This is a genomic window from Melioribacter sp., from assembly GCF_049325435.1.
Taxonomy (GTDB): Bacteria; Bacteroidota; Ignavibacteria; order Ignavibacteriales; family Melioribacteraceae; genus Melioribacter; species Melioribacter roseus.
In genome coordinates, this window is the sequence record NZ_JBMOLD010000009.1 from 93,999 (window position 1) to 112,068 (window position 18,070).

At 41.7% G+C, this 18,070-nt stretch carries 17 protein-coding genes; 4 read left to right on the forward strand and 13 right to left on the reverse strand.

Features of this window, described 5'->3' with window-relative positions:
• Positions 1–42 precede the first annotated feature (42 nt).
• The 9 genes from speD to ACOYVE_RS06020 form a co-directional block, all read right to left on the reverse strand.
• Positions 43–1,110 carry an adenosylmethionine decarboxylase gene (gene speD, locus ACOYVE_RS05980; RefSeq protein WP_422881233.1) on the reverse strand — a complete coding sequence of 356 codons (1,068 nt, stop codon included), beginning with the start codon at positions 1,108–1,110 and terminating at the stop codon, positions 43–45.
• Between the two features lie 90 nt (positions 1,111–1,200).
• Positions 1,201–2,337 (reverse strand): hypothetical protein, encoded by a 1,137-nt coding sequence (locus ACOYVE_RS05985; protein WP_014856336.1) that lies wholly within the window; start codon positions 2,335–2,337, stop codon positions 1,201–1,203.
• Positions 2,334–3,017, reverse strand: a complete 684-nt coding sequence (locus ACOYVE_RS05990; protein WP_014856335.1) for an ABC transporter ATP-binding protein — start codon at positions 3,015–3,017, stop codon at positions 2,334–2,336. Before ACOYVE_RS05990 ends, ACOYVE_RS05985 begins: the two co-directional genes overlap by 4 nt.
• 18 nt (positions 3,018–3,035) lie before the next feature.
• The gene (locus tag ACOYVE_RS05995) at positions 3,036–4,268 is read right to left on the reverse strand and encodes an ABC transporter permease (protein ID WP_014856334.1); all 1,233 of its coding nucleotides are present in this window, start codon (positions 4,266–4,268) and stop codon (positions 3,036–3,038) included.
• Positions 4,269–4,283: 15 nt separating this feature from the next.
• Positions 4,284–5,504, reverse strand: a complete 1,221-nt coding sequence (locus ACOYVE_RS06000) for an ABC transporter permease (RefSeq protein WP_422881235.1) — start codon at positions 5,502–5,504, stop codon at positions 4,284–4,286.
• Positions 5,505–6,245 carry an outer membrane lipoprotein-sorting protein gene (locus ACOYVE_RS06005; protein WP_422881237.1) on the reverse strand — a complete coding sequence of 247 codons (741 nt, stop codon included), beginning with the start codon at positions 6,243–6,245 and terminating at the stop codon, positions 5,505–5,507.
• Between the two features lie 73 nt (positions 6,246–6,318).
• On the reverse strand, positions 6,319–6,771 hold the full coding sequence (locus ACOYVE_RS06010) for a hypothetical protein (RefSeq protein WP_422881239.1): 453 nt from the start codon (positions 6,769–6,771) through the stop codon (positions 6,319–6,321).
• A 60-nt stretch (positions 6,772–6,831) separates the two neighbouring features.
• Positions 6,832–7,623 (reverse strand): AMP nucleosidase, encoded by a 792-nt coding sequence (locus tag ACOYVE_RS06015; protein WP_014856331.1) that lies wholly within the window; start codon positions 7,621–7,623, stop codon positions 6,832–6,834.
• A gap of 8 nt (positions 7,624–7,631) precedes the next feature.
• Positions 7,632–8,195: a phosphatase PAP2 family protein gene (locus tag ACOYVE_RS06020; RefSeq protein ID WP_014856330.1), complete on the reverse strand. Its 564-nt coding sequence runs from the start codon at positions 8,193–8,195 to the stop codon at positions 7,632–7,634.
• A gap of 148 nt (positions 8,196–8,343) precedes the next feature.
• Between ACOYVE_RS06020 and ACOYVE_RS06025 the strand changes: the two genes are divergently transcribed.
• Positions 8,344–10,593: an ATP-binding protein gene (locus tag ACOYVE_RS06025; RefSeq protein WP_014856329.1), complete on the forward strand. Its 2,250-nt coding sequence runs from the start codon at positions 8,344–8,346 to the stop codon at positions 10,591–10,593.
• Positions 10,594–10,632: 39 nt separating this feature from the next.
• Here the strand turns inward: ACOYVE_RS06025 and rocD are convergent, their stop codons facing one another.
• Positions 10,633–11,835, reverse strand: coding sequence for an ornithine--oxo-acid transaminase (rocD, locus tag ACOYVE_RS06030; RefSeq protein WP_014856328.1), 1,203 nt, complete (start codon positions 11,833–11,835; stop codon positions 10,633–10,635).
• Positions 11,836–11,957: 122 nt separating this feature from the next.
• Between rocD and ACOYVE_RS06035 the strand changes: the two genes are divergently transcribed.
• The 3 genes from ACOYVE_RS06035 to ACOYVE_RS06045 are packed head-to-tail and all read left to right on the forward strand — an operon-like array spanning position 11,958 to position 13,745.
• Positions 11,958–12,377, forward strand: a complete 420-nt coding sequence (locus ACOYVE_RS06035) for a secondary thiamine-phosphate synthase enzyme YjbQ (RefSeq protein ID WP_422881241.1) — start codon at positions 11,958–11,960, stop codon at positions 12,375–12,377.
• 1 nt (position 12,378) lies between these two features.
• A complete protein-coding gene (locus ACOYVE_RS06040; protein ID WP_422881243.1) occupies positions 12,379–13,209 on the forward strand; it encodes a hypothetical protein in 831 nt (276 codons plus the stop codon).
• On the forward strand, positions 13,206–13,745 hold the full coding sequence (locus ACOYVE_RS06045) for an LOG family protein (protein ID WP_422881244.1): 540 nt from the start codon (positions 13,206–13,208) through the stop codon (positions 13,743–13,745). Before ACOYVE_RS06040 ends, ACOYVE_RS06045 begins: the two co-directional genes overlap by 4 nt.
• Here ACOYVE_RS06045 and ACOYVE_RS06050 read toward each other — a convergent pair.
• The 3 genes from ACOYVE_RS06050 to ACOYVE_RS06060 all read right to left on the reverse strand — a co-directional run bounded on the left by ACOYVE_RS06050 (position 13,725) and on the right by ACOYVE_RS06060 (position 18,022).
• Complete coding sequence (locus ACOYVE_RS06050) at positions 13,725–14,795, reverse strand: glycosyltransferase family 9 protein (protein WP_422881245.1); 1,071 nt, start codon at positions 14,793–14,795, stop codon at positions 13,725–13,727. The genes ACOYVE_RS06045 and ACOYVE_RS06050 overlap by 21 nt on opposite strands.
• A 79-nt stretch (positions 14,796–14,874) precedes the next feature.
• Positions 14,875–17,760 carry a protein O-mannosyl-transferase family gene (locus ACOYVE_RS06055; protein WP_422881246.1) on the reverse strand — a complete coding sequence of 962 codons (2,886 nt, stop codon included), beginning with the start codon at positions 17,758–17,760 and terminating at the stop codon, positions 14,875–14,877.
• Positions 17,761–17,785: 25 nt separating this feature from the next.
• Positions 17,786–18,022, reverse strand: coding sequence for a hypothetical protein (locus ACOYVE_RS06060; RefSeq protein WP_422881248.1), 237 nt, complete (start codon positions 18,020–18,022; stop codon positions 17,786–17,788).
• Between the last annotated feature and the right edge of the window lie 48 nt (positions 18,023–18,070).

Here is an 18,070-nt window from a genome sequence, read left to right on the forward strand (position 1 = left end):
TCTGTTCATAACTGGAAAATAAAACGACTGTCGTATCAGATTTTATTTACGCGCCGAAGCGAAAATCCATTCTTCGCAGAAAGAGGGGACGAGAACCGAATAGTACTTAATTTTTTTGTAATATTTCTTCAGAATCGAATCCACAAGTTCGCGCGTTTCGGCGTCGAACTGCGAGCAGCATTGAAGAGTAATTACTCCGCCGGGATTCATGCTCTTATAGATATCGCCGAAAAAGTTATCCAGAAATTCCTCGCGCGGAACTTTCGAAAAAGCTTCGGGGTGCATCGTCAGGTCGTAAATAACCGCGTCGAACCCGCCGTTGTTTTTAATATAATGCAACGCGTCCTGGTAGACTATTTCCACGTGTTTATCGACAAACGATTCCTGAGAAATTTTGCCGAGATATTTCGTACTCGCTTCGATTACTTTCGGATCGATATCTACCAGCGTAACTTTGCGCGGTTTGATCTTCAGCAATTCATGCAGAACGCCGCCGTCGCCGCCGCCCAAAATTACCGCATTTTTAATTTTAAGATTCGATTTTCTAATCGGATCGACCAATGCGGCGTTGTAGATATCGGCGTCGTATTCTGAAATCTGCAGCTCGTTATCGAGAAAAAGCATTCTGCCGAAATGTTCGTTCTCAATAATTTCAATCATCTGATACTTGGACTTTTTAGAATAGAGCACTTTTTCGGCATGGTAGCTTACCTCGAAGCCGTAGCCTGAAACCGACGGGATCCAGTCGGGTTCGTGAAATTCGATCAGATTCCCTCGTTTCAAATATCCGAGTCGAACTTTTTTCGGCTTGAGAGCTTTTCGCAGATAATTAATCAACTTCATGTGTTTATGCGGGTCGGAACACGTAAACACATCGAGGGAGACATGACCCGCTTCGGGATAAGTATGCATCCCGATGTGAGATTCGCTAATAATTGCAATTACCGTAACGCCGAGAGGATCGAATTTGTGGCTTACTATACCTACGGAATGGAGTCCCGAATCTTCAATACCTTTTTTCAGGAATGATTTTAATTTTCTTTCGTTATTCAGATAGGTTTTATCGCAGTCAATAAATTCCGCAATATGCTGGGTTCCTAACGGGTTCAATAAACCTCTCCCGTTTTTTGATTGAAAAATAGTATTCAGTTTGCAAATATAAATATTTATGGAATAAATTCACCCCCAAGCGAATAAAAATCAGAAATAATAATCCGCTTGCAAAAATAAGGCTTTCGGATAATATCCGAATTCGCTTAGAAAGTCTCCATATGTTATCAGAGCTCCTAATGAAATACTCATATTATCCGACGCGGAGTAAACTCCGTTTGTCATGATATATCCGCTGTTGTCGTTAAAATTCCGGATTGTTGTCAAAGAAATTGTTGTAAGGGGATGAATCTGGTAAGAAGTCATTACAGCCAGGTAATGCCTGCTCAAATTGATTATTTCTCCTTTGAGCAATCTGAATAAGTCATAATTTTCTTTGTCGGTTTTACCCTCGCCGTTGTAATGATATTCGACGAGTCCGTATAATTTCGGAGAGAATTGATAATCGGCGCCGAGAATAAATTTCAAATAGCCGGAATCGCGATAAGAATAAATTCCTTCCCCTCTTACGCCCGCATCGAACAAATTTCCGGCAAAGTCGGCTCCAATAACTTTTCGATTGTCGAAACGCCCGCCTATCAAAGAAAAATCATATTCGCCGTAATTGGTTCTGAAACGGAATCCGAAATTACTCTCGCCGATTTTTTCCGAAGGATTGAAAACAAGATTCAGGTCAGTAAAATCGCCCATATAAAACAAAGCCGAAATTGCGTCCGCGCCGTCTTTCTCCAATTTATAAAAAGTAATCGGATTCAAGGGATTGAACAAATCGACAGGATTCCAGATTCTTCCGGCGCCCCAGGAAATTCTCTGCCTTCCGACTATTATGTTGCCGAATTCGAAACCGTATCTGAAATAGAGCCTGTCGATAAAATGAATTACGTTATAATGGTCTTCAGAAACAGGCTTCCAGATTAAGTCAACTAATTGTCTGTTTGTCTTTGCCGGTTCGTTCAACGAGGAGGAAACATTCCCCGCGTAATATGCCGATATTTCATATTCCAGATTGAATCTCAGATTGTTTCCGATAAAAAATTCTGGTTTCAATCGGAGACGGGTTAAATTCACAAAGGAATTTTTCGGGGCGTCGTAAAATGAACCGAATTGGCCGTCCATACTTTGATAAATCGGTATGTCTGTTACATAACCTCTGAAATTAAAATCGAACTGTGCGAATACGGCTGTACCGCTTAAGAGAAGCGTCAGGACTAATATTCTGAAGATCATTTCCCGGAATCCTCTTCAATTCTGCCGTCCTTCAGAATGATCAGTCGTTTGGCTCTGTCGATAACTTTCTGGTCATGAGACGAGAAAATAAAAGTAATATTTTTTTCGCGATTCATTTTTTCCATTAAATCGAGCAGATTATTTGCCGTGTTCGAATCGAGATTTGCGGTCGGCTCGTCGGCAAGCACCAGACCGGGATTATTGACAATTGCGCGCGCTACGGCAACTCGCTGTTGTTGTCCGCCGCTCATTTCGTTAGGGCGTTTATTTGCAAGCTCGCCGATGCCGAGTTCGTTCATCAATTCGAGGGCTTTTTCTCTCCGCTCTTTTTCGGGAATTCCTTTCAACATCATACTGAATTCGATATTTTCGAGGGCGGTCAAAACCGGTATTAAATTATAAGCCTGGAAAATAAATCCGAGATTATTGAGACGAAATTCGGATAGTTCTTTTTTCGATTTGTCGGACAGGTTTTCTCCCATAAAAAAGACTTTTCCCGTCGTCGGAGCGTCGAGCGCTCCGATAAGATTCAAAAGCGTTGTTTTTCCAGAACCGGAAGGCCCTGCAATCACTACGTACTCTCCTTTGTCGATCGAGAGATTTATATCTTTCAGAGCTTCCACCGGCACTCCGTTGTCCTGATAAGTTTTACTCAGATTTTTGGTTCTTATTATTTCCATAGTTTTACCCATTTATTACTAAATATATCTGAGCGCATAGACAGGCTCCAGTTTAATCGCGCGATAGGCAGGATAGATTGCGCCCAGCGCCGCTACCAAAGGAATTGTAAGCAGCGTATTGATAACATTTTCCAACAAAAGCACCGGATAAATTATTGCGCCGACGCCGAAGGATTCCAGACTGGCGGCAAAAATACTGAAGTCGATACCCGTATGAGACAACGGCAAATAAGTTAATACGGCAAGAAGAGCGCCTATAATTGTGCCGGAGACTCCCAGTATAAAAGCCTCTGTAAGAATCATAAAAAACAATTTCGAATTTTTCATACCGATCGATTTCAACACTCCGAATTCTCGTATCCGCTCCATAACTGCCATCAGCATAGTGTTAATAATTCCGAATATTAGCGCAATACTTACAATCACGGTAATTATATATGCAGACTGTTTGTAGAAATCGAGCTGTATAACCAGAAGAGGTAAATTATCGGAATACGACAGAACTTCGTAATCGTCGTTGAGATTTTTTCGGATGTCATCTTTAACATTATCTGCAAGTTTGTAATCGTCGAGAATGAGCGCTATTTCGTGAATATTATCTCCGATATCAAGAAGACCTTGAGCGCTTTTGAGAGGAATATAAACCAATGAATTGTCAATTTCCGAGCTGAATGTTTTGAAAATGCCGCTAACTCTGAAGAGGTCGGAACCGATGCTACCGTCGGGCGTATTGGAAAGGAGCACCACTTTGTCGCCTATATCAACATTCAGTTTATCGGCTAATTTTTCGCCGATTACTATCTCACGAAGCATCTTGTCGTCGTTACCTTTACTGGTTATATAATTTCCCTTTTTGATAAAAGCGTTCATAATGGAAACTTTCGATTCCCGGTCCGGGTCTATTCCGTTAATATACACTCCCGATGAATTTGAGGCGCTGCTGATCAAACCGAAAGAAATCACTCTTTCCGAATACGCTTTGACATGCGAATTCCTGTCGATTACGCTCTTTACCTTTTCGGGCTCGCCGATAAAATTTTTTACCAGTTTATTGTCTTTGAATCCGTTCTTGTGTATTTGAATGTGAGCGACGCTCGTGTTAATCTGATTGTTCAGCATTTGAACAAGCATTCCGTTGGAAAGACTGTCGAGCAAAATTATAGCTGCCACTCCCACAACCACGGAAGATTGAATAATAATCGACCTTCTTTTATTTCTCCAAAGATTTCGCCAAGCAATTTTTAATATCATATTATACCCCGGCGCTCAAGTGTACCTGATGCCTTTCAAAGGTTCCAGATTATAGACTTTATATAAAGGATAAATTACCGCTATCGCCGATATTATCATTACGGTAAGAGTAGTATTCAAGAAAATCGAAAATTCAAGCGAAGATTTAATAACCGGCATAAATCCGTAGAGCTCATAGAGGTCTTTTATTTCTCCGCCGAACTCCACCGGATTGACAAACAGATAATAATTCACACCCCAGCCGAGAAGATTGCCGATTAATATTCCGGTAAGCGCGAGCATCATGGTTTCGATTAAAACGAGCAAAACCAACTTTAGCTGAGGCATTCCGATGGCGAGCGTTACTCCGAATTCGTTGAACCTTTCGGTTACCGACATGAGTACGGTATTCAATATTCCGAATGCGACAATGGAAATTAAAATAAGCAGATAAAAAATACCGCTGATATTATCGAATTCGATCGTTTCCTTGAAATCTGGCATCAATTCTCCCCAATCATAAACCCCGAGTTTACGGTTCAATAGCGGGAGGATATTTTCCTTAACTTCCTGTATGTTTGTCAATTCGTCCACTTTAATAGCAATGGCATGAATTCGTCCGTACATAGCGAGGAGCTCGTCGGCTGTTTCAAGGTTCATCATCACGCCCATTTCGTCGATTTGAGGAGAGCCTGTTCTTAGTGCGCCTACGACTTTAAATTTCAGATTTCCCATTGAGCCGTCTGCACCCTGAGCAAGAACCACAACCTCGTCTCCGATCTTCGATTTCAAATTATCGAGCAGTTTGTAACCGATTACAATTTCATAAGGATTATCAAAAACTTTACCTGCGGTAACGCGCGTTAAAATTCTGGAAACTTTTTGTTCTTCATTTTTATCCACGCCTATTATTGCCGCGCCTAAAGAATTGTCGCCTTTGCTTATTAAACCGTCGGCGTAGATTCTTCTGGAAAACGATACGATATGAGGGATTTCGGAGAGCCGCGTAATGAGATTTTCATCCGGGTAAAAAGCCTGATTCACAGATCTGTCTTCCTTATAGTCAGGTCTTTGAATCTGAATATAGCCCGTAAGCATTTCGACGGCGTTTACGATATTTATTTCATAGGTGCCGAGCTGCACTCCTCTCATGGCAATCGAAGCCAGCGTTGCAAATCCGACGGCTAAGAGAGTTAGAATTGAACGCCTCTTATTTCTCCAGATATTACGCCATGCCATTTTGAACAACAAGCGCATTTAATCGCCCCGTTCGAGTTCCCTGAATGTAAATATTCTGTTATTTATGTTGATATCAAATTCCATATCGATAATTTTAATCGTAGTGGAATGCCCTTTTTTAGCCACATTATGCATTACCCAAACAGAAGGGATATTGCGTTTTCCGAATTTTTTTATCTCTTTATACTCTATATATCTGACGAGCTTGCCTTTTTCGTCGTAATACTCCACTTTTGCCGGCAAATAGTCGTCTTTCCGTACCCAGTAATAGAGTTTACCCCAAACCACCGGAGCGTCCGGTTTGGGAATCAATTCGATCTTCCAGCATTTAACTCCGTTAAGTTCGTCTTCTCCGATTAACTTTTGATAGTAGTCTTTGGCAAGATTCGACTCCCTTACCAGATCGTCGTTAGTAAAATCGGAACCGTTCCACGATTGGAGCATCATCGAAGGGGGAATTTTAATTGTTGTCTCGGTGTTCTTCAGGTAATTCCACATTTCATTGCCGATTTTGAGAGTTTTGTTGCCTGCTTCCCTGTTGGGATATTTAATCACGATAAGAGCTTTCTCATTGCCGACCCACCAGCTTTCCATCTTCAATGTGCGCGTGTAATCGGGAGTAGCAATAATCATTTCGAAAGTACCGTGGGCAGTCTTTCCTTTAATCAGGTCTTCGGATTTTCGAATGATTTCCGACGCTGTTTGCGGATAAACCGAAGTCGATACCAAAAGCAAAAGAAATATTTTTAATAGCTTCATAATTTTCATTTATTATTGACTAAGCGGTCAGTCATTAAATTATCAAATACGGTAATTTAATGCAAGAGATTTATTAATTTATTTCCAACAATGCATAGCCGGAAGGCAATTTTACAAATTTGAGAGTAATCAAGAGCTCCTGCCCCGCATTCAGAAACGTTACCTCAACTTTGGTTATTTTGCGTTCCTGATTATTTTCGTTAACTATTTCTTTAATCGAATATTTTTCGCTTACGTTCAGAAGAGCGGCAATTTTTTTACATATTCTTTTGGCTGCGTTTAACTCGTCCTCGTTTTGCGGATTTAAAACGGCTTTGAGTTTTCTGTTCGAATCTTCACCGTTATAAACAATCAGGGCGGCCGCTTTTTCGTAATTTTTTTGTTTGCTCAGCTTAAATAGTTCCTCTACTGCATTATGTATTTGATTTTCTTCCTGAGGAGGAACGCTGTTTTTTTGCGGTATTACGAAGACAGACATCAAAATCAGCAGCAAAACGGTCAGTAAAATATTATAGATCGATTTCATATTACCCCTCCAAAACTAAAAACAAAATTTAAACATCCGTAATAAGATAGTGTTCCTTCGTCAAAAAGTAAAATGTTTGATCGGCTCGCCCTTGGCGTCGATCTCGGTCATAGCTTCGATTCCGATATCCAGATGCGTATCGGTATATTTTTTCGTTACGTATTTATCGGACTTTTCAGTTTTAATCCCTTCGGGAAACATCGGCAAATCCGAAACCAGTAAAAGCGCTCCCCGGGCAATTTGATTTGAGTGCCCTACGATAAACAAAGTCGCCGTTTCCATATCGATGGCAATTACGCCGAGTTTTTTTAAGTAAGCTTTGAAGGTTTCGTCCCATTCCCAGAGCCTTCTGTTGGTAGTATAAACGACGCCCGTTCTGTATTCCATTTTGCGTTCTACGATTTTATCGGAAACGAATTTATGGAGTTTAAATGAGGGCAAAGCCGGCACTTCGGGCGGGAAATAGTCGTTGCTGGTGCCTTCGCCTCTGATAGCCGCAATCGGAAGAATGAAATGACCGATTTCAGTCGAACGTTTTAGACCGCCGCATTTGCCCAGGAAAAGGACCCCTTTGGGATTCCTGGCTATTAACAAATCCATAATCGTAGCTGCATTGGCCGAACCGATACCGAAGTTGATTATTGACAATCCCTTGCTGTTGGTGGCCGTTTGCATCGGTTTTCCGATTCCTTTAACGTCGCAATTAAATCGATCCGCAAACCGAGTTACATAATTATAAAAATTCGTTAGCAGAAGATAGTCGCCGAATTCGTCTATTTTTGTGCCCGTATATCTGGGCAGCCAGTTTTTTGCAATTTCGAGTTTCGTCTTGAGTTCTTTTTTCTTTGCCATAAAAATTCCTATTTGATTCGAACAAAACGTTTATTTATTTTTTCTTCAATTCCAAGAGCTATCCGCGAGAAGAGGTACCCCACGGCAGAACCGATCAAAGCTCCGCCCAATATATCCGACGGATAGTGAACGCCTACATACGGCCTGGATAACGCCACCAAAGAAGCCGCTATAATAAATGTAATTTTATACTTCGGATAAAGCCTCGAGAAAAATACTGCGACCGAGAAATTATTAACCGCATGAGATGAAGGAAAAGAATACGAACCGGTACAGCCGACCAGAATCCTCACGTCGGGCAAAGCGTTACACGGTCTTATCCTCTCGAATAAATTCTTCAACAAATTGCTGCTTAGTTGATCCGAAGCGGCAACAAGTAATATCAATACAACGGCTGCAATCCGTCCTCTTTTGCCGCCTTTAATAATCAGCGCCAAGTAAAGAATAGTATAAGCTATGAACCAATTTTTAGGGTCGGTAATAAACGGAAAAAACTTATCGAAGAGCGGATTTGACAGTGTGTGGTTGATAAAATAGAAGACGGAAATGTCGATATTCAACAAAAAATCCAAATCACATCCTAAAGAATTTTTAATAATGCCGATAATATATTAATTATTTATTTATTAATTTAGTAGAAATAATAATTAGTCTACTCCTATGGATGGCAACTTACAGGCAGTTAATTATTTTTCCATAATCGAATTTAACGGATAACAAGTGGGATTAGCAGTAAATACGGCAAAAAAATTTTCCAGGACGCTGGAACATAAAGTAAATGAATATATTAAACAGGAGACGCAAAAAGAACTCCTTTCGCCGTTCCGGTCATTAGCCATTTTTTCAGCCGCATCGGGCGGTATTGCGCTTATTTTCGAGGTGCTCTATTTCAGCGAGCATAGTGTCGAACTTTATGTGTCCCGATTGTTTTCCGTACTGGTGGCGTTCGTATTGTTAGTAATTTCTAATTCAAGGTACGGAAAAGAGCGCCCGGTTTTACTCGTACATATCCTGTTAATGTCGATAGTCGCTTCCTTTGGTGTGATGATTTATCTGGAACCCCAAACTCTCGTATTCAACTCGCATATAATAAGTCTTATAATATTTACAGCGGCTTTGTTTCTAAGCTGGGAAGTGCGCCATCAGGTTTTGGTTGCTGTTTATTATAATCTTGTATTTGTAGCGTCAGCCATTGCGAACAGCTCGCAAACTCAGAATATCCCCCATCTGCTCGAATCGATAGTTTTGGTTATGATTATAAGCGTAATGGCAGTAGTAGCCAGCTATATAAATTACAGATTGCGACGGGAAGCTTTGTTAAAAAGTTACGAAGTAGCGCTTTCCGAGAAAAAATTCAGAAATATTTTTGAAAATTCTGTAGAGGGCGTATTTCAGATTACACCAGCCGGCAAGTTCACTGCGGTAAATCCCGCATTTATAAGAATGCTGGGATATTCTACGGAAGAAGAAATAAACAGATTGAATTTCTTCAACGATCTGTTCAAAAGAAAATCTGACGCGGATTTGTTGAATAAATTGCTCGAGAAACAAGGCAAGGTAAAAAATTACAGAGTCCAATTTCTTAAAAAAGACGGCAGCGAAATCGCCGTCAAAATGAACGTTCGCTTGAGCTACGACGAAGAAGAAGACGCCACATTCTTCGACGGCAGCCTTCAGGACATAACGCAGCAGGTTCTTGCCGAACACGAGCGGCAGAAAGCTCTTGAAGCTCTGCGTCAGGAAAAAATTAAATCCGACGTTGCGGCTCAAAAAGCGCGGCAGGAAAGCAGCTATAAAACAAAGTTCCTTGCAAATATGAGTCACGAAGTCCGCACGCCAATGAATTCCGTTATGGGCTTTCTGACATTGATCGAAAACGACCTGTTCGAAAGCGAAGAAGAATTGAAAAAATTCGCGCGGGACGCCCGACTTGCAGCCGAATCGCTGCTCGATATAATCAACAACATACTCGATATTTCCAAAATCGAAGCGGGCAAAATGGAACTCGAAGAAAACGAATTCGATCTAAGCGACGAAATTCATAAAGTATCCTCCATAATCGGTCAAACAGCCCGACAGAAAGGAATTGACATAAAAGAGCAAATCGATCCGGACTTGCCCGATAAAATCTACGGAGACGCCACGCGCTATCGACAAGTGGTTCTTAATTTGGTCAGCAACGCCGTAAAATATACCGACGAAGGCAGCGTAACTATTTCGGTTGAAATTAAAAACAGAACAACAAGTTCAATTGAGATACTTACGTCTGTTGAAGATACCGGATCGGGCATACCGAACGACAAAATTCCTCTGCTTTTCGAACCGTACGTTCAGGTAAAAGACAAAAAAAGCCAAAAGGAAGGAACGGGACTCGGACTGGTTATTGCCAAAGAATTCGTCAAACTGATGGGCGGCGACATAAGCGTGGAAAGCAAGCCGGGAGCAGGAAGTAAATTCTACTTTACGGTGAAATTCAAACTTACGCCTTCGGAAAGCGATGAAGCAGTAACAGGCGCCGCGACTCTATACAAGCAGACGGAAGCCGAAGTTCAAGAAGAGGAAGAAAAAACGGTCGTTGAAGAACAGAAATCCGCAAAGCGTTTACTTCTTGTCGAAGACAATCCTATCAGTCAGGACCTCGAATTAAAAATTCTAAGGGAAGTAGGATACCTGGTGGACGCCGTGTCGAGCGGCAGCGACGCTATAGACGCAGTAAAAACAGGCAGATACAGTCTGATACTGATGGATATTGAGATGTCGGATATGGACGGCATTGCAGCTACGAAACAAATCAGAAACATACCCGGCGATATGGGTAAAATCCCAATCATAGCAGTCACTGCGCATTCGAGCATGAAAGACAGGGAAAAATGTTTGGCAGCCGGAATGAACGATTATATCGCCAAACCGATCAACATTCAATTCTTAAAACTTACAATCGACCAGTGGTTAAACAGACCTTTAGATTAATTGAAGGCTGCGCCCGTCCTGCGCAGCCTTCAGATTTTTTTATGCCATCTTGAGAGTTTCTTCGATATGAGTTAACGCCCAGTCAATTTCCTCTTTCTTTATTACCAAAGGAGGGGCAAAACGAATAACATTTTCGTGAGTTTCTTTACAGAGTATTCCCCTTTTCATCAGAGCTTCGCAGAACCTTCGAGCGCCTCCCGCTTCCGGTTTTAGCTCGACGCCGATAAACAGACCCTTACCTCGTACTTCTTTAACATGAGGCGATTCGATGGCTCTTAATTTGTCGATAAAGTATTTTCCGAGTTCAGCCGAATTTTCTATCAATTTTTCTTCAATCAACACTTTGAGCGATTCCCTTGCGACTGCGGCTCCGAGCGGATTCCCGCCGAAAGTCGAACCGTGGTCGCCCGGTTTGAAAACGCCGAGAACCTCCCTATCCGACAGGACGGCAGAAACGGGATAGCATCCGCCCGATAAGGCTTTCCCAATAATAACCACGTCGGGTCGAACGCCTTCATGTTCGAATGCAAATAATTTGCCCGTTCTTCCCAGTCCCGACTGGATTTCGTCGGTTATGAATAGAACATTATTCTTTTTACAAATATCATAAGCTTTCTTCAGATAGCCTTCCGGCGGAACAATAATGCCGCCTTCTCCCTGGACAGGTTCGACAATAAAGGCTACCGTATTTTCGGTAATGGCTTTTTCCAATTCTTCGGCATTGCCGTACTCGACGATTTTAAATCCCGGAGTAAACGGACCGAAACCGTCGCGGTATTGTTCTTCGGTCGAAAAGCTGATGATTGTAATGGTTCTGCCGGCAAAATTATTTTTGCACGCAATAATTTCCGCTTTATTTTCCGGCACGCCTTTAACTTTATAGCCCCATTTTCTTGCCGCTTTCAACGCCGTTTCGACCGCTTCGGCTCCGGAATTCATCGGCAACGATATTTCGTATCCGGTCAGCTCGCTCAGCTCTTTATAAAGCAGCGGGAGTTGATCGTTACGGAATGCGCGCGAAGTCAATGTAACTTTTTCCGCCTGGTTTTTGAGGGCGTTTACTATTCTGGGATGACAATGACCCTGGTTAACGGCGGAGTATGCGGCAAGACAATCGAGATATTTATTCCCCTCAACGTCATACACCCAACAACCCTCCGCTCTTTCGATAACCACGTCGAGCGGATGGTAATTATGCGCCCCGTACCTTTCTTCCAATTCAATAAATTCTTTTGTTGTCATAGAAATTCCTCTTTTATTTTTATTTGTAGCTCTAAATTATTAAAATTGTTTTTCACTTCCGAATGATGATTTCACCAAAAATTCTTAATTTTTGTCTATTAATTTGAGATTGAGGTAAAGGAATGGATATTAAAACATTGAGTTTTACGGTAAACACAAGGGGAAACAACGATATAATCGACATAACCGGCGAAGTAAACGACAAATTGATCGAAACGGGTTTCAAAGAAGGCAACGTACTGGTTTTTGCTCCCGGATCAACTGCGGGAATCACGACGATTGAATTCGAACCCGGTTTATTGAAAGACTACCCTGAATTTTTCGAAAAGATTGCTCCTTCCGGCAAGCGTTATCACCACGACGACACTTGGCACGACGCCAACGGACACGCTCACGTGAGAGCCTCTTTGCAGGGTAATTCAATAACCGTCCCTTTTACGAATTCGAAATTATTGCTTGGAACCTGGCAACAAATCGTACTAATCGACTTCGATAACAGACCGCGCCGGAGAAACATAATCACACAATTTATAGGACAATAAAATGATAAAACCAAAGTTTCTACTGACTCTCTTTTTCCTACCGTTTCTTCTAAATTTTGCCTGGGGAAATGAAGGACACAAATTAATAGCCGCGCACGCTATGAATCTTATCGCTCCGGAAATCGGTCTATCGAAATACGCAGTGAATTACATTATCGAGCATTCCGTGGATCCGGACTACAGAAAAAAAGACTACCCTGACGAGCCTGTCAGACATTTTATCGACATCGACTTCTACGGCGAATTCTTGAACGGAAATATGATAAAGTCGAAAGAAACATTAATTGCAATCTACGGCGACAGCATTGTTACCAAAATGGGACTGCTTCCATGGGCTACTTCCGAAACGTTCGACAAGCTTTCGGAGGCATTCAAGGCGAAAGACCGGGATAAAATATTATTATATGCCTCCGACCTGGCTCATTATGTGGGGGACGGTCATCAACCACTTCATGCCACGTTGAACTATAACGGACAACTAACAAACCAGAAGGGAATTCACTTCAGGTATGAAATCGAGATGTTCAACCGTTATCTCGATGAAATTGAAGCCGGACTGAATATTGAAAAAGTACATGAATTAAAAACTCCTCTTACGGATATAATTTTCGACTATATTTCGGAATCGAATTTCGAAGTTGACATTATATTAAGCGCCGGCATAAATGCGACAAAATTCAGCCAAAACGACGAGGATAAGTATTACGAACTCCTCTGGTTCAGAACACGTCATTTAACCGTCGAAAAAATAAATCAAGCCTCTTCAATGCTGGCAAATATGATTTATACCGCATGGATCAAAGCCGGAAAACCTGATTTGAGTTCGTTATGAAAAATAAATTTGTAACCGTTTTCGGAAGTTCGGTTCCCAAACCCGGAGAAGAAGAATACGAAACCGCTTACCTGCTCGGAACGCTGCTTGCACAATCCGGCTTGAATGTTTGCACGGGCGGATATAAGGGAATTATGGATGCCGTTTCGAAAGGAGCGAGCGAAGCCGGCGCCGAAGCCGTGGGAGTTACCCTCGACATTTATAATTCCGTTCCGAGCAAATATCTGACTAAAGAAATAAAATGCCATACTCTGTTCGATAGGCTCGAGAATCTAATTAATATCGGAGAAGCTTATGTAATATTACAGGGCGGAACCGGGACCTTGGTGGAATTAGCCATTGTATGGGAATTTATGAATAAAAAAATGATGCCCAAGAAACCGGTTGCATGCCACGGACAAATGTGGACTGAGATTGTTAATTTTATGGAATCTCAGATTAAAAAGGAGAAGAGGGAAACCGGATTGATAAAATGCTTTTCCGATATCGAAAAGTGCGCCGGTTATATAATAAATTCACTTTCCGGAACGGAGTAATTCTTCCGAAAGTTTATAAACCAGTTCGACCGGTAATTCTTTGATACACTTGAACTTGACGTCATTCCTGCCGCAAGAAAGCGGTTTGGGCGAGTAATAAAAACAGGGCGAGCATTCCAAATTGAGCGAAGCAATTCGATGTTCAGTTTTCCAGGGACGAATATAATTCGGATTTGTGGGACCGATCAGCGCGACTACTTTCAATTGGAGAGCCGAAGCCACGTGCATCAGGCTCGAGTCGTTGGTAACAAACAGATTGCATCTTTTCATTACAGCAGCCGTGTGTATTAACGAATCGGTTTCAACTGCAATTATATTTTCGTTCCCCGAATGTTTGATTATTTCTTCTTTTAATTCGCGTTCTTCGGGCCCGCCGAAAATCAAAACGCGAGCGTTCCTATTTTTTATAAACAAGCCGGCTAATTCGGCAAAATTTTTCGCGCTCCATCTTCTGTTTGCATGGTTTTTCAATGTGGAGCAGCCGGGGTGAAAACCAATCACGGTTTCATCTTCGCCTATGTTATGTTCAATTAAAAAATTACGCGCATAATTCTCGTTTTCCGGAGTGAGATTTAAAATCAATCCGGAGACATTCCCAATGCTACCGCCGCTTACCATTTCAATCAATTTAACATTTTCTTCCACGTTATGAAGCGAGTCGTTTTCTTCTATCCTCACGTTGTTCAAAAAGCCGAGATTAACAAAATCCTTACGGAGATATTTTACGGCCGCTCTTTTCGGGGCTCCGATTAAAAAATTAATCAGATTATATTCTTTTCTGTTGGACGGATAAACGTTAATCGATATATCGTATTTCCTTCTCAATCCCAAAACAAAAGAAAGCGACTCGATTTTCGATCTGTTGAGAAAGTCCCAATATTTAACCTCGGAAATTTCATCCAGGTTTTGATAAATATCCGACACTCCTTTGTACATAACAAGGCAGTCGATTTCGGAATCGGGACAGACTTTCTTCAGAGCCGAAAGCGCGGGAGTAAACATCAATGCATCGCCTATTCCGGACAAAGCTATTACTAATATTTTTTTCATATTGTTAAAGTCGTCATTAATACGAAGAGTCCGCATTAAAGCGGACTCTTATATGGCAAATTCAAATCGTCCAAAGAATTTATTTAACTTCGAGTGTGTCGACGCCGGCGAGCCGTCTGTACCTGTTGAGCAATTGTTTGACGGATTCGTCGTACGGCAGGTACATTGATAATTGATTAAGAACTTCGACGGCTTCTTTATACATTTTGAGATTTTCGTAATGCGTCAATAATATATCATACGGATTATTCCAGCTCGAATAATCCCGCGGATTGTTTTTCAATTTCAATTTAGCGGTTTCGATTACCTCTTTGGCAATTTCTTCATACTTGTCGTATGCGCCTGCGGCATAGTAAAGACGAGCGATGTCGTGAAGAATTCTGTTGTCCACTCTTACGATATTGCGCGGTATTTTCCGTTCCATCAGGTCGAGGGTTTCTACGGTACGCGCGCTGTCTTTCAGGCTGTAGAGATAATGAACTGCGAGTCTCATAAACGTATTGCGATAATTCTGAATCAACCGTTCGTGGTTTTCGTCGAAAAAGATTGTCGAGTCGTTCAGACCCCGGAACTTAAATCCGGGACGGTAATCTCTCGAGAAACCTTCGGGCTCGTCGAACAATTGTTTACGCATAACCGGTTCGTTAATATATTCAATTGAACCTGCGTCCGATTTATCGGGCACAAGGCGAAGAGCCATGCCTTCCATACGCAAGTACTCGTCGAGTCCCAATTTACTGTCGTCCGAGCAAGTTACGGCAAAGTAAACTGGTCTTTTCCATTTGCTTTGCATAATAATGTCGAGGACTACCAGATCCTGAGTACGAATCGCTTTAACGTTGCCGTATTGCACAGGATTTTTCATTAACCAAGTAAGTTTACCGGTCTTAATAATAGCGCTGTCTTTAACGCCGAATTCTTTAATCACATCCGGCGGAACGGGAATCGACATCTCCACGGGTTCCCATCTCTGGACGGTAAGATTGTCGATGTCTCTGTCGGAAAGGCTCATGGCGACTTTTTCGGCTCCGTACGGCGAAGTGTTTTTCAACTGTTTGATATACCACGGAGTATTAAGAAGGCTCAAATTTGCTATTCTCACGTCTCTTCTTACGCCTTCCACATCCTGCAGATACCACAGCGGGAACGTATCGTTATCTCCGTTGGTAAATAAAATTGCGTTTGGAGCAGCGCTCTGCAATAAATTATAAGCGTAGTCCCACGGAACGTAATTGCGCGAACGGTCGTGTTCGAAATAATTTGCATGAAACATATTGACGGGGACGACAATAATGCCAGCTGCCATTACAAGTCCCAGCGCCGGTTTAAGATTTTTAATTTTATCGAACTTTTCAACCATCAACTCTATAATGCCTCTCATACCGAGCGCAATCCATATCGAGTAGACGAAAAAGGCTCCCACATAGAAATAATCGCGTTCGCGCGGCTGAGGCTGTTGTTGGTTTTGATAAAAAGCGGTCAGATATCCGAGAAATATAAACATAACCAAAAACACCGAAGCCATTTTCCAATCGCGCCTGAAATGATAGAAGAGTCCGAACAAACCGATGAAGAAAGGAATTCCGTACATATCCGACCAGTCGACTCCGCTGTCCTGGTAAGTGGAAACGCGACCTATGTAATTCCAGAACAAGTATCTGTTGAACATGTGATCCATTTGATAGCGCCATAGAAAATCGAGGTCGCTCGAATAATTCGTATAGATTCCCATCTGATGCGGTTCGTTCGAAAATCTTCTCTTAAAAGTCGGGAAATCGCCGTACTGCTCGCGATTCAAATACGATTCGAGCTCCGTAAACGTCTTCGGGGAATTCATGTTAATCGGCGGTTCTTCGTTGGCGCGTATAATTATCATTGCGTATGTCGTGATTCCAACCAGCCCCAGTAAGAACGCTTTCGATACTAAATTGAGAGTCGGCTTATTATTCTTTGCGGTCCAATGAACGGCATAACCGACAGCGGCAAAAAGCAATATCGAAACAATTATGTCCATAACGTAATCGTTGCCCGCAGTAATAGAGATCAACTTGGGCACATATTTTACCAATCCGGGATAAACTACAACCAGAGTTATGCCGCCGAGAATCATCGGGATATAGAAGGAATTTTTCGTAAAGATTTTTTTATATAAAGCCGCCATTATCAAAACGGAAATGGCTCCCAGTACGACGATAAAACGTTTGTCGATATCTTTGTATTCATCCGGAGTCGGCGGAGTAGAAGAAGTTTGAGCAGCCCACATCAATGCGGCTACGACAAGCACAACTGCCGCATGTATAACGAAAATGATAGCAGTCTTTTTGAGAGTTTCTTCGTCGTCAATATATTTTCTGAAGACTACGACCATAACAATCGGCACAATGGCAAGGACTGCCATGAGATGCACGCCCGTAGACAAACCGATCAAATAGGCAATAAGAAGAAGATATTTTTCGTTGTCGGGCTGGTCGGCTTTTTCGTTCCATTTCATCATCAACCAAACTACGAAAGCTATAAAGAAAGTTGAAGATGCGTATACTTCGGCTTCTACGGCATTAAACCAGAAAGTATCGCTGAAACTCAACGAAAGGGCTCCTATAGCCGCCGGAATATAAACCGTTAAAGCGTCGAACAGATTTTCCGGTTCTTTTTTTCTGTAACTTTTAATAAGCATTACGGCAATTAAATAGAGGAACATTACCGTAAAAGCGCTCGAGAAGACCGATATCAAATTTACTCTTAAACCGATATTTTCGGCGAAAGGGATCATCGAAAAGAGTCTGCCTACAATTAAGAAGAAAGGCGTTCCCGGAGGATGCGGCACCTGCAATGCGTAAGACGAGGCAATAAATTCGCCGCAATCCCAGAACGAAACCGACGGCTGTACCGTAATTAGAAAAACAATTAAACTGACTGTAAATACAATTCCTGCAAATATTCTGTTGAGTAGTTTATAATTCATCATTCCACCGATATTAATTTTTTCTTGATTATTCGTCCGATTTATCTTCCGGTTTCTTAAAAAGATGGTCAAGATTTACTTTTTCTCTGTTAACGTGATATTTTATGTAAAGAGTTTCGAGCCGTTCAAAGGAAAGTTTGTCGAGATCTTCATCGTCTTTATGTCGTTTGAGGAGCATTTTGTAGTCTTCTCTTTCCCGGGGATCGAATTTCCGCTCGTATCTTTTTAATATTTCGAAATATTTTTTCTGTTCCCTATAGCTCATCTTTATAAAGTGATTATCTGAAAATAATATGCCAAATTAATTAAAAAT